Here is a 13,495-nt window from a genome sequence, read left to right on the forward strand (position 1 = left end):
TGGAGTTTCAACCTTGATAGGCTGATACACTATTTTATCCATTGAAGTGGCTCCCACTTGTTTAGTTTTACAAGCCACAAGGCTTAGGCAGAGCATACCGCCTAAAAGCATTCGATTGATTTTTTTGAACATCTTATTATATCTAAAAGGTTAATAACAAATTTTAGCAAAGGTACTGATTTTAAAGAAAAATACAAAATTTTTAAAACACTTCATAACAACCTTTATTCAGGTAATTAACAAGTGTTCTTATTCTTCCGATAAATATATTGAATGTCAAGATAAAAGGAAAACATATTATTTTGTTCAGATACAATTTATGCTTGTAACGGCACAAAATTTCTTAGTTACATGAATTTGTTGTTAAAAAAAACATGCTTCGTTAGGGAATTATATTCTTATGTTTTATGTGGAAAAAAAAGCATAAATTTATCTTTCGTAATGCAGATAAATATATAAAGTATTTTTTGTCGTTATTAAAAAAAGGAAGTATCTTTGCGTTTATAAAATCGACGACCTATGTTAGACACAAACAAACTATCCATTGGAATTCTTTTGCCGATTGAGTCCTATGAGGGGGCTATCCCAAAAATGGAAAATCAAATCCGACTTATTCAACAAGCCGAGGCTTATGGTTTCGAGTCTATCTGGGTACGAGATATTCCGCTTAATAATCCTGAATTTAAAGAAGTTGGACAAATCTACGACCCTTGGATTTATCTATCACATGTGGCTACATTAACTCGATCAATCAAATTCGGAATCGCTAGTGTGATTTTACCTTTGCGACATCCGTTGCATGTTGCTAAAGCTAGTGCAAGTTTAGATGTGTTATTTCCGAATCGCTTTCATATGGGGGTTGCTTCGGGTGATCGCCCCGTGGAATATCCTGCATTCAACAAGCCCTTTGAATTAAGGAGCGCTCAGGTTTCTGAACACATGCGGTTACTCAAGGAGCTATGGTCAAAGGACTTCCCTGTTTACAATAACGACTATGGAACACTGATGGAAAATGTAGGAGATGTTGTACCTAAGCCCATCAAAAAAAGTATTCCTATGTATGTCACTGGACATGTGGGAGGTGTGAATTTGGAATGGATTGCGAAGAACTCAGATGGATGGATTTACTATCCCCGAGAGTTTACTTTTACAGGAAAAATCGTAAAGGATTGGCAGGATACGTTGGATAAAGAAGGTCAACCCCGAAAACCTTATATCCAACCCGTATACATCGACCTGATGGAAGACCCCGATTTTGAACCTCAAAAAATGGACTTAGGATTCCGCTTGGGTCGAAATTATTTAGTGGATATGTTCCTTACGTTGCAGAAAATAGGTGTAAATCACGCTATGTTGGTGCTAAAATATAGTTCTCGCCCAGTAGATGTTATTTTGGACGAAATTGGACGAGAAATTTTGACGCAATTACGTTAATTTAAAGTGTATTTTGTAGTTTTTTATTTGAATACAAATATCTCCACACTAAGTATAAATAAATACTAAGAAGAAATTTATTAAAGTAAATCCTAAATCTATGACAATCACTCAATTTCAATATGTGTTAGCTGTTGCTAAACATCAGAATTTTTCGACTGCTGCTGAAAATAGTTTCGTTACACAACCTACATTGAGTATGCAAATTCAAAAGTTGGAAGAGGAATTGGGGGTTATCATTTTCGATAGAACAAAAAAACCTCTGCAACCCACAGATATAGGTAAACAAATTATCAAACAGGCTCAAATCATTGTGAATGAATCAGAACGAATGAGCGACATTGTTGCACAGCAAAAGGGAGTTATCGGCGGTGAATTCAATGTGGGAATCATACCAACCGTATCGCCTACTTTGTTACCTATGTTCTTAACAAATTTCATCAATAAGTATCCTAAAGTGTCTCTGAAAATTGAAGAACACAGTACCAAAACCTTGATAAACTACGTAGAAGATGGAACCTTAGACGCAGCCATATTGGCAACTCCCCTGCATCGACCTAACATTGTTGAAAAACCCTTGTTTTATGAACCTTTTATGGCATATATTCCTAACAATCATAAACTTCAGAACACAAAAACTATTACCTCTGACGATTTAGATATCAACGACATATTAATGTTAGAGGATGGTCATTGCTTCAAAGATACTGTATTGAATATCTGCAATCAGGACATCGTCGATTCTAAAAAACGATTTGAACTCAAAAGTGGTAGCTTCGAAACTCTAATACGATTGGCAAATGAAGGCTTAGGAATGACTCTTTTACCATACTTACATACACTTGAGCTGAAAGAAGAAGAGAAAAAAAATATCCACCACTTTGCGACTCCATATCCTGCAAGAGAAATCAGTTTAGTACATCACAAGAATGAGTTGAAAGCCCAAAATATCAAAGCCTTGCATGAAGTGATATCGGGTGTGGTTCGAGGTGCTATCGCTTTTCACGATGTCAAAATAATTAGTCCTACACGAAAATCACTCGCTTAAAAAGAGATAAAACAAAAGATTTTACTATCAATAAAAACAACTCTAAAATACAAGATGTTAATTTTTTTATAATTAACACTTTTCATTCCCTTTGAAACATAAATATTGTTATTAACTATTTTTAACTAATTTATCTCTGTACTAAGGTTAATCGGAACAAATTAATGGATAATTTCATTTTAAACATTAACAATTCAACTTTGTTAAAATTAAAACAATTCTTGAATAGAAGAGGCTTCATAGACTTTATATATTGTCTAAAATAAAAAAAAGAAATAAATTTGCACCTAGTAAAGAGATGATATATTATGCCGTTATTTGAAACTATTAATGTAAATGAGAAAACTCAGCTCTATATCTGGAAAGTTTCCGAAACATTAGAAGACCTAACTCAGGGAGTTGTTCTCAATGGAGAACATCAATCTAAGTTTGACTCATTGAAAGTTGAATCCGCAAAAAAGAATTTTATTGCCGTTCGCCGAATTCTAAAAGATTTAGGGTATTCTTCTGATGATTTGTTTTATAACCATGAAGGGAAACCATACCTAAGAGATGGGAAAACAATTTCCATAAGTCATTCGTTTGACATGGTGTGCTTGATTGTTGGAGAAAAGCCTGTGGGTGTGGACATCGAAAAAAAGCGACGAAAAATCATTGATATTTCCGAAAAATTCACACAATGGGATTATCGAAGTACTTCTTTCTCGCAGAAAAATGTTTTACAAAAACTCACGATGATTTGGTCTGCAAAAGAGGCAGGATATAAAGCCCACGGGAAGTCTGGAATTACAGCAGAACATATTTTGGTGAAAGATTTTTTCCCGAATGATTCTGAAACCAAAATCAAAATTGAAAAAACGTTCTATGATGTTTCTTTCATAAATGTTGAAGATTATGTTCTGGCATACTGCCTGTAAACAATCAATTAGAAATAAAAATCACGAATTGTAAATTGTTAACAATTCGTGATTTTTCTATTTATCAGGCAGAAATAATGTCTTTTTTTATAGCACTTTTAAATTCCCCAATCGGCTTTATATTTTTGATAATTTTCGGGATTTATTGAGCGTATACCATTGTCCAACAAACGCACTTTGTAACCCAATGAAAGTGCATCATTCACGCTATATGCCACACAAAAATCACCTGCCAACCCACAGAACGTTAGCTCCGTAATGCTTTTATCTTTCAAAAAACCGTGAAGCCCTGTATTATTACGTTTATTGTTATCAAAGAAAGCACTGTAACTATCCACCTCAGGATTCATTCCCTTACGGAAAATAGCGGCTATGCGATGTGTGTCCAAATCCTGATGTAAACTGGCTCCAAAAGTATCCTGTACGCAATGGTCTGTCCAAAGTACTTGATCAATTCCATGTAAGTTAATCACTTCAAAAGGTTTTCTACCTTCATGATTGGAAGCAAAACTTTGATGGTTTTGCGGATGCCAATCTTGAGTGGCTACCACTAAATCATAACCTTTATACATTTCTTGATTTATGAACGGAACGATTTGATCTCCCTCTGCAACAGGCAACGTTCCTGAGGGCATAAAATCATTTTGTACATCAATGATAATAAGAGCTTTCATCTATATAAAAAATATCAATTAGGGAAATGAGAATTTTAATCAATGTTTATTTCGTCAACAAACAAAAATGCTAATTTACCTTTTGCTTGTTGGTGCCATTCAGGAATACTTCGTTCCGAAGTGATTTTTACTTTCACATAGCGTGTTTTTAAAGGTTCAAAACCTAAACTGTGCGTACGTATTTCTTGAATGTGTTTCGATTCTTGTGAATATTGTTCTGATGCAATTTCTTTAAAATTAACACCATCATCAGAGACTGCTACCGAACAGCTACGTGCATCATATATCCAATCGCCTGTAATGACATTCGTATTGAACGACACTTTGGAAATTTCCTTTGCTTCACCCAAATCAATTACTGCCTCTAAATCATCACCTGAAAAACCTATCCAGCGTCCTGTTCGGAAGTTATTTGTTCCTATGTTACCATCGACCAATACGGAAGCTCCTTTGTATTTGTAGGATGGATAGATGTTTGTCAACATTTTGATGGGACGTGCCGTTGCTTTATTGAATTTGAAATCCTCGGAGAAAACACGGGTTTTTCCATTTTTACGAATTCCTACCGCGCGTACTTTAGCATCTTGATTGATTTTAATAGGTTCAGTGTACTTTGTTGATTTCTCAGAAGGTTCGGAACCGTCCAAAGTATAGTAAACCGTCGCATTATCTAAAGTTGTAAAAGCTACTTGTATCGCTCCTTCACTTTCTAAAGTTGTTATATCTACCTTCAAATCAAAAATATGTGTCGCATAGTTATAGCCTTGTGCATCATAAATTTTGATAATAGAAGGTATGCGTTGTAGAAAATCGTCATAATTTTTCTTTTCAGGTTGTGTCCATTGTACTTCTGCAAGTGCTGCAAAACGTGGCAAGGTCATGTACTGAACGTGTTTAAACGTTTTTATATACTCTGTCCAGGTATTAGCCTGTACTCCAAGTATTCTCTTTTGTTGCTCAGGAGTAAGTCCCTCTGGAATAGGCTCAAAACTATATACTCTTTCCACTGGCACATAACCTCCTATAGCAAGTGGTTCTTGATCAATATCTTGTGATTGATAGTAATCAAAATACATAAACGACATTGGACTCATAATTGCATCATGTCCTGTTTTCGCTGCAAATGTACCACCTTCGATACCTCTCCATGACATTACCGTAGCGTTCGGAGCAATTCCTCCTTCCAAAATCTCATCCCAACCGATAATTTTTCTACCCTTACTGGCTAAAACTCTTTCAGCAAAGGAAATTACATGACTTTGCAGATATTCCTCAGCTGTATGCTTATCATCGCCTTTTATTCCTAATTCTTTGATTTTTAACTGACAATCTTTATTCGTTTTCCACTGTACTTTTGGACATTCATCACCACCAATGTGGATATACTCCGAAGGAAAAATCTCTGTAACTTCCTCTAAAATAGTTTGGATAAATTCATATGTTTCTGGCTTCCCTACATTCAAAACATCGTCTGAAACTCCCCATTGCCCCCATACACTGTAAGGGCCTTCGTGGCAACCCAATTCTGGATATGAAGCTATCGCAGCCAACATGTGTCCTGGTAAATCAATTTCAGGAATAATAGTAATATGACGATCTTGGGCATATGCTACCAATTCTTTCAATTCATCTTGAGTATAAAATCCTCCGTGTGGAATACCATCATATTTACCTGAATTTCTACCAATTACAGTTTGTGAACGCGTAGAACCTACAACCGTAAGATTTGGATATTTTTTTGATTCCACACGCCAACCTTGATCATCTGTTAAATGCCAATGGAACGTATTGATATTGTGCAATGCAAGCATGTCAATAAAAATTCGGATGGAATCGGTTGTGAAAAAATGACGAGCAGAATCCAGGTGGGCTCCACGATATGCAAATCGAGGTGCATCGTTGATTACCACCGCATCAAAAACTACTTTTTGTGTTTTCTCCACTGGAATTGACTTGCGAAGTGTTTGCATTCCGTAGAAAATACCCGCTGAAGAAGCTCCTTGAATGGTAATTGATTTCTGATTTACGGTGAGTTGATATGCCTCTTTATTATCAGAAGCTAAGCCTTTTGACAGTTTTATTACGTTGTCAATTTCTGCAGTTTCTTCTACTACAGAGAGAGACATTCCTGTCTGTTCCTTAACATACTCTGCTAAAAAATCGGCATTTCTCTTCAAGGCTTCATCTCCCTTAGGATAGGTGATTTTTGTTGAAGAATTGAGTAAAAAAGGTTGCTCATTAGTAGTCTTTTGAATCGAATTTGGCAGAGGAACCACATGATAGTCCGCTGAAACGCTTGATTCTTTCCCCGTATCACAGGATGCAAACATCACCGTGAACGCTAAACTTGCAAGTATACTTTTTAATTTCATTTTGGTTATAACTTTTTATATTGTTATTCCGTTAAAATATTTATTGGTTTCACAAAAATTTGAGTCAAGACAGCAACATAAATCCAAAACTTTGTCAAAATCAAAAAGACTTTGACAAAGTTTGATATGTTGATCTATTTCACGCCGTGCATCCAACGGGTAATGAATGGACCCATTAGGAAGAGCACTATACCACAACCAATGGCAATAAAGCCTAACATGGTGAATACAGAAAGTCCTTTATTAAGTGACTCGCTTTTAATAACGTTAGTTACTGAAATACTCGCCGACTTTTCAAATAGTTTTTCATAATCAGCCAAAGTTGCTACCTCTGTATTTACTTCGCTTCCTTTGAAGGATAAAAACTCTTGTGAGGCAGATTTAATCATTTTCTGTCTTTTCATTCCACTGTAGTTTTCAGCATCTTGCAATACTTCTTTTACAACTACGATCGATTTTGCATATTGTTTCTGCGGATTAACCTCATTCATCCGTGCAATGAAATCATTTGAAACTAATAGTTTTTCAATAGGAATAGCGTGTGTTTTCTTTTCCTCATTGTCAGCTAATCTATCTTTGAATTCATTCTCAGATAAAACAGCCTTAATATCCTTATCAATATCAGAATTTTGGAAAGCACTACTTTCAACTATTGTTTTTTCGTTTACTGTAGTAAGTTTAGAGATGTGTTTTCCTCCTTGATGTGCAATGGATGAAGACAAAAACCAAATTCCCATCATAAAAGCCACCATATGTTTAGGTGAAAGTTTCGTTACTAATGACAAACCTACTGGTGAAAGTGTTAGTTCCCCAAGTGTATGTAATAAGTATAAGAAAACCATAAATATAGCTGGTACCATTCCTAATTTAGCATAGCTACCACCGAATTTAAGCACCAAGAAACCAAGCCCAAGCAATAGCAATCCTGTTCCAAATTTGTATGGAGCTGCTGGCTCTTTATTCAAATTAGATAGTTTTATCCATATCCAAGAGAAAATGGGAGCAAAAAGCATTATAAACAACGGATTGAATGATTGGAAGAAAGTTGTTTTAATTTCTGTACCAAAAATTTCTTTATGTACGTTACGTGCTGTAAATAAGTTAAGTGCTGAACCTGCCAACTCGAAGAATGTCCAAAATATAGTCGTAAATAAAAGTAATAAAACCACAACCCAAATACGTTGTTTGGCAACCACTTCCATTTTACTTGCTTGATATAACAAATACCCGATGATAATAGCAGCTAAACTCGCTAATAAAACATCTACAACATCGTTATATTGAATTAAAATCCACGAAATTATAATTAGAACTACAATAGTAGCATAAGGAAGCACACTATTGGGGACGAAACTTACAACATTTTTAGTTGGTTTTTCATCAGGAGCTAATCCTACTTGCTGGAAAACACTCGTTCTACTGGCGAAGAAGAATATAATGTATCCCAATAACATTCCAATACCAGCTGTTAAGAATCCATATTGCCAACCTTCATTCTCCCCAATAGCACCACAAGTTAAAGGAGCTAAGAATGCACCCATATTGATTCCCATATAAAATAAAGTGAAGGCTCCGTCACGTCTTTTGTCTCCGTCAGCATAAAAACGACCAATCATTGAAGAGATATTCGGTTTGAAGAAACCATTTCCTACCACAAGTAAAGCTAACCCGATGAAGAAAGTAGTTTGATTATTCATAAACAAAGTAAATTGTCCCGCTGCCATTAACAAAGCTCCGATAACAATTGCTTTGCGAAAACCAATAAGTTTATCAGCGAAATATCCACCAAGTATTGGCGTGAGGTAAACTAATGCCCCATAAGCTCCGTAAATTCCGAAAGCTTTTGCATCATCAAACTGGAACCCGCCATCTATTAAGTTCGCAGTCATATAAAGGATAAGGAGTGCCCGCATACCATAGTAGCTGAAGCGTTCCCATAGTTCCACCATAAAAAGGGTAAAAAGGGCTTTAGGGTGAATTTTTCGATTCGAGAAAATAACAAACCCTACCCACAGCGCAACTCCAAGCCACGCTATTAACATCAATTGATAATCTGGATTTAACATAGTATATTTATTATTTATTATATTAATTTATTCTACCATCAAGTTCTTCTTTTGTTGCAATATTTTTTTTATTTCGGAGGTTTTGAGCACTACTATTTTGTCATCTCGCATTACTACAAGTTCTCCTTTATTTTTTATTTTCTCTTTTAACAAGCGTACATAAGAGCGTTTCAATCCCTCTTGAATTTTAATTTTCATATCCTGAAAATATGTTTCCTGTTTATTCATCGCTATACAGTTTTAAGTTGTTAAATTTAGGATAGTCTATTATTTTTAACTGTTTTTCATTACTCTCTGCAATAAGGTGAGGCTCATCATCTGAATTATCAAAAATTAATGCACTGTTTACTATAGGTAAGTAAATCTTAAAGAGATTTTGTATTCCTTTTGTGTATCTTCTTTCAATTACATGACTATCAATATAATGTCCTCCTTCCTTTACACGAGATAGTACCCTTTTCTTTGCCATAGTTACATCTTTTAACCAAAAGAAGAGCAAAGTCACGTGATAATTTTTCTTTTGAGCTGATAAAACGGTATTTCTATATGAACGAGTCGCTAATGTAGTCTCGAAAGCAAAGTTGATACCTTCATTTAGTAATTCCTTGATACGATTTAGCATTAATCTACCCGCTTGAACAGCTACTTTTTCGGGCTGAAAGGGAGAAAGACCTTTAGCTATTTCATCAGCATTTACAAACTCTTTACAATTTAGTATCTCGGGCAAAATAGTAAATGAAGCTGTTGTTTTCCCAGCTCCATTACATCCTGCTATGATATAAATTTGTTTAAGCATCAGTTATTTATTAACTTTTGTATAGTTCAAAACAAAAAAATCCTTATTTTTGAATTATCAGATACATTTGTAAAACCCAGTTCTATTTGCTTTTACAGCGTGACTGAACTTGATTCTACAAAGATTCCTTCTAATTAACTCCTTTTTCTTTCAAAGCTCGATTGAGAGATTTCAATATAGAAAGACCTATCAGCGTGGCTATTAATAATAAACCGAAGTTTACCCAAAAGAATGTAGATTTATGTTCGTATCCGTACCACATTCCGGCAAGTACACCCGAAAGCTTATTTCCAATGGCTGTTGACAAGAAAAATCCTCCCATCATAAGAGCAGTAATACGAGGCGGGGAAAGCTTTGATACTAATGAAAGCCCCATAGGTGAGAGGCAAAGTTCTCCCAAAGTAATAACACCATAGGCAACAACTAACCATAATGCTGAAGCTTTCACCATTCCGTTGTTAGAGGCATATACGGCAGCTACCATCACAAGGCAACTCAATGCAGAAATGAACATTCCTAATACAATTTTTGCAGGAGTAGTTGGTTCGCTTCCTCTTTTACGTAAAAACATAAATAAACCTACTACCAAAGGTGTGAAAACAATTACCCAAAATGGATTAATTGACTGAAACAATTCCGGATTATATAAAAACACTTTCTGATTAGGGTTCTCAGTTAGTTTAGCTTTTTGTTCCTCTGGAATATTTCGGAAATAGATGTCTTTTCCTATTTCTTTCTTAGGCTTATCGTTTTCATCTTTTACAATTCTATATTCCGAATCGTACATAGTTACTTCCTTGTCTTGAAAATCTTTCACTTCAACAAGATAAATACTTTCCATAGGTTTCTCTATAGAGGTTGGCACACTTCGGTCAGTATAATACTTCGCCCACGTGGTAAGTACAGTTCCATTTTGTTTGAAAACTGCCCAAAACATTAAACTTACTGCAAAGATTGCTAATAATGCACCAATAGGTTTTTTATCGCTCTGACTGGCACGTGCATATAATGAGAAATAAAAGAAAATTACTGGAATGCAAGCAAAAATGAAAGCATCTGTACTATCACTTCCCAAAATGTTTCCTGGAATTACCCAACCAATCACACCCGTTATAATAGCTGGTAAAAACACCTTTACAAGAACTGAAGTAATGGTTGTATCGCCTTCTTGTACTGGTTTTAAAACGTTTGCGTGAATGATGTGTTTTCTTCCTAAGGTAAAGATAATCAATCCTAAGAACATTCCAATACCTGCAGTTATGAATGCTTCACTCCACCCAAATTTGTTACGCATAAAGGCAGCAATGATATTACAAATAAATGCACCGATATTAATTCCCATATAGAATATATTGTATCCCGCATCTTTGTTTTCTCGGTATGGCTCTTCGGAATAAAGATTTCCTAAGAGTGTAGAGATACTTGGTTTGAAGAATCCATTACCTACGATGATTAATCCCATTGAGGTGTAAAACATTGCAAGGTCTTGGAAGAGTCCTAAACCTATGTATCCCAATCCCATTAAACTTCCTCCAATGTAAATAGCTTTTACATATCCTAAAATCCTATCAGCTAAAAATCCTCCTAAAAAGGGAGTAAGATATGTAAGTGCAATGAATGTTCCAAAAATATCATAGGCATTTTTATCATCTATGGCAAGACCTCCTGTATTTTTAGGGTCAATCATATATAAAACAAAAATTCCGAGCATTAAATAATACCCAAAACGTTCCCACATTTCTGTGAAAAATAAATAAAATAGTCCCTTAGGGTGTTTTCTGTTATTCGTCATAATTCGATTTATATGTTATAATTTCTCTAAGATATAATCTGTCATTTTTTTGTAAAGTTGCAAACGGGTGTATCCGCCATAAATGCCGTGGTCTTTATCAGGATAGATCAACCAATCAAAATCTTTATTAAGATGAACTAATTGGTTAATCAGTACCATTGCATTCTGCACGTGTACGTTATCATCGGCTGTTCCATGGATGAGCAAATAGTTTCCTTTTAGTTTTTGAGCGTGTGTAATAGGGGAATTTTGGTCGTACCCTGAGGGATTTTCTTGTGGCGTTTGCATGAAACGTTCGGTATAAATGGTGTCGTAAAAACGCCATGAAGTTACAGGAGCTACTGCAATGGCTGTTTTAAAAACATCGGCTCCTTGAAAAAGGCAATTACTTGACATAAATCCCCCAAAACTCCACCCCCAAATCCCGATACGAGTTTTATCGATATAAGGTTGTTCAGCAAAAAAACGAGCTACAAATATTTGATCTTCGACTTCGTATTTTCCAAGTTCTTTATACGTACATTTCTTAAAATCAGCACCTTTGTAACCAGTCCCACGACCATCTACGCAGACAATAATATAACCCTTTTGTGCTAATAAATAATGCCAATAATCATTAGACGAATGCCAAACGTTATTTACCTGTTGGGAACCTGGCCCTGAATACTGATACATCAAAAGCGGATATTTTTTATTAGGGTCGAAATCAGCAGGTTTTATTATCCATGCATTGAGTTTATCGCCTTTTTCGTTTGTTATTTCAGTAAACTCTTTATCAGAGAAACCAAATTGCTTGATATTGTTTTTCAGAGATTTATTGTTTAGAATTTCTTTTACTTGCTTCCCTTTTTGGCTATCGTTTAGCGTGTAAATGGGTGGCTCAGTGGCACTGGAAAATTGATTGATATACAACGAAAAATCAGGGCTAAACGTAGCCTTGTTCATACCTCTTTGGGCAGAAAGCGCTTTTTTGTTTTTTCCACCTAAATCAATGCTATACACGCCTCTGTTTATCGAACCGTTTTCCGTAGATTGGTAAAAAATACGTCTACTTCGTGGGTCATAACCATAGTATTCTGTAACTTCCCAATTGCCTTTGGTAATTTGTTTTTTAAGATTACCGTTTTTATCATAATGATAAATATGGTTGAAACCGTCTTTTTCCGAAGTCCAAACAAAACTATTATCATACAAAAATGTCAAATTATCAGTAATGTCGATATAAGCCTTATCTTTTTCCTCCAGAATAGTTTTTATCAATTGATTCGAAGCGTTTATAAATTGTAATTTCAGATGATTTTGATGTCTATTCATCGTCTGAACACTCAAAATATCATTCTCTTGCGTCCATTGAATGCGTGGGATGTAATAAGCGTCCAGCGGAATTTCGACTGTATTTTTTGTTTTTACGTGGTAGATGTGTAGAGAAACTTTTGAATTATTTTCTCCTGCTTTGGGATACTTAAATACCTGTTGCTGAGGATATAATTCATTTCCATAAACATCCATTGAAAATTCAGGTACTTCCCTTTCATCAAAACGAATATACGCCAAATAATCCCCATTTTTACTCACATCGAAAGCTCGTACAAAAGAAAACTCTTCCTCATAAACCCAATCGGTAATTCCATTGATGATTTTATTTTTTGCTCCATCCAAAGTTATAGCTGTTTCACTTTTGGACTGTAAATCAAAATGATATATGTTATTTTCAGCTACAAAGAACACCGATTTTCCATCTGGAGAAAAAACAGGTTCTTGGATTTTTTTATCACTTACTCTCTGAAGAGTTTGATTTTTAATATCATACACATAAAAGTCAGCTATGAACGAGTGTCGGTAAATGCTTTGAGTATTGGTTGCTATGAGTATTTTTGATTCATTCTTATCAAACGAATAATCGCTGATAGACTTTATCTCCAGCTGAAAATTTTTCGTATCGAAAATCGTTTTTACTTTTTTAAGAGTCGCAAAATCATACAAATCAATCTGTTGGGAGTTTGATTGACGGTCGTAATTAAGTACCGTGTATTGATTCGTATTCTTCATCGCCGAAAGGTGAGCCATTCGCTGTGGATAAAGTACACCTTTTGCCCAAATGTCCTCCAAAGTAATGGAAGTTTGAGCGAACAGCCCAGCAAAAGATATTCCTAAAATAAATGAGGTAAGAAGAGTTTTGAGTTTCATTTACTTACGTTTTACTAAATTTGAATGGTCAATAATACTACTTTTTTTTCGTCTATTATAATTTTTTTAGTGATATTTGTAACATATAATCATTTATATTGATACAAAACATTGATTTTAAAGAATATATCTTTGTTAATAAAAAGTAAATCTTTTCACGTTTTTCGTCTATCATTAGTTTTGTTTGGAAAATATTCTCTGTTTTTCTC

Annotated in this window: 10 protein-coding genes; 3 read left to right on the plus strand and 7 right to left on the minus strand. The window is 34.9% G+C overall.

What is annotated here, in order from left to right; translation table 11 throughout:
• Positions 1-519: 519 nt before the first annotated feature.
• The 3 genes from CCAND38_RS06630 (at position 520) to CCAND38_RS06640 (ending at position 3,399) form a co-directional block, all read left to right on the plus strand.
• Positions 520-1,434, plus strand: a complete 915-nt coding sequence (locus tag CCAND38_RS06630) for a TIGR03571 family LLM class oxidoreductase (RefSeq protein ID WP_042009389.1) — start codon at positions 520-522, stop codon at positions 1,432-1,434.
• Positions 1,435-1,534: 100 nt separating this feature from the next.
• A complete protein-coding gene (locus tag CCAND38_RS06635) occupies positions 1,535-2,482 on the plus strand; it encodes a LysR substrate-binding domain-containing protein (protein WP_042009388.1) in 948 nt (315 codons plus the stop codon).
• A gap of 308 nt (positions 2,483-2,790) precedes the next feature.
• The gene (locus CCAND38_RS06640; RefSeq protein ID WP_042344499.1) at positions 2,791-3,399 is read left to right on the plus strand and encodes a 4'-phosphopantetheinyl transferase family protein; all 609 of its coding nucleotides are present in this window, start codon (positions 2,791-2,793) and stop codon (positions 3,397-3,399) included.
• A 98-nt stretch (positions 3,400-3,497) separates the two neighbouring features.
• On the opposite strand, the gene pncA is transcribed toward CCAND38_RS06640, so the two are convergent.
• The 7 genes from pncA to CCAND38_RS06675 form a co-directional block, all read right to left on the minus strand.
• Positions 3,498-4,073: a bifunctional nicotinamidase/pyrazinamidase gene (pncA, locus tag CCAND38_RS06645; protein WP_042344500.1), complete on the minus strand. Its 576-nt coding sequence runs from the start codon at positions 4,071-4,073 to the stop codon at positions 3,498-3,500.
• A gap of 35 nt (positions 4,074-4,108) precedes the next feature.
• Positions 4,109-6,445, minus strand: coding sequence for a glycoside hydrolase family 20 protein (locus CCAND38_RS06650; protein ID WP_042344502.1), 2,337 nt, complete (start codon positions 6,443-6,445; stop codon positions 4,109-4,111).
• 134 nt (positions 6,446-6,579) lie between these two features.
• Positions 6,580-8,511 (minus strand): peptide MFS transporter, encoded by a 1,932-nt coding sequence (locus tag CCAND38_RS06655; RefSeq protein WP_042344503.1) that lies wholly within the window; start codon positions 8,509-8,511, stop codon positions 6,580-6,582.
• 27 nt (positions 8,512-8,538) lie between these two features.
• Positions 8,539-8,739, minus strand: coding sequence for a hypothetical protein (locus CCAND38_RS06660; RefSeq protein ID WP_042009383.1), 201 nt, complete (start codon positions 8,737-8,739; stop codon positions 8,539-8,541).
• Positions 8,732-9,307: an ATPase gene (locus CCAND38_RS06665; protein ID WP_042009382.1), complete on the minus strand. Its 576-nt coding sequence runs from the start codon at positions 9,305-9,307 to the stop codon at positions 8,732-8,734. The genes CCAND38_RS06660 and CCAND38_RS06665 overlap by 8 nt, the downstream gene beginning before the upstream one ends.
• A 130-nt stretch (positions 9,308-9,437) precedes the next feature.
• Positions 9,438-11,099 (minus strand): peptide MFS transporter, encoded by a 1,662-nt coding sequence (locus tag CCAND38_RS06670; protein WP_197066338.1) that lies wholly within the window; start codon positions 11,097-11,099, stop codon positions 9,438-9,440.
• 15 nt (positions 11,100-11,114) lie between these two features.
• The gene (locus CCAND38_RS06675) at positions 11,115-13,286 is read right to left on the minus strand and encodes a S9 family peptidase (protein WP_052458173.1); all 2,172 of its coding nucleotides are present in this window, start codon (positions 13,284-13,286) and stop codon (positions 11,115-11,117) included.
• Between the last annotated feature and the right edge of the window lie 209 nt (positions 13,287-13,495).

Origin of the sequence: Capnocytophaga canis, assembly GCF_000827555.1 — a bacterium.
GTDB classification, from domain to species: domain Bacteria; phylum Bacteroidota; class Bacteroidia; order Flavobacteriales; family Flavobacteriaceae; genus Capnocytophaga; species Capnocytophaga canis.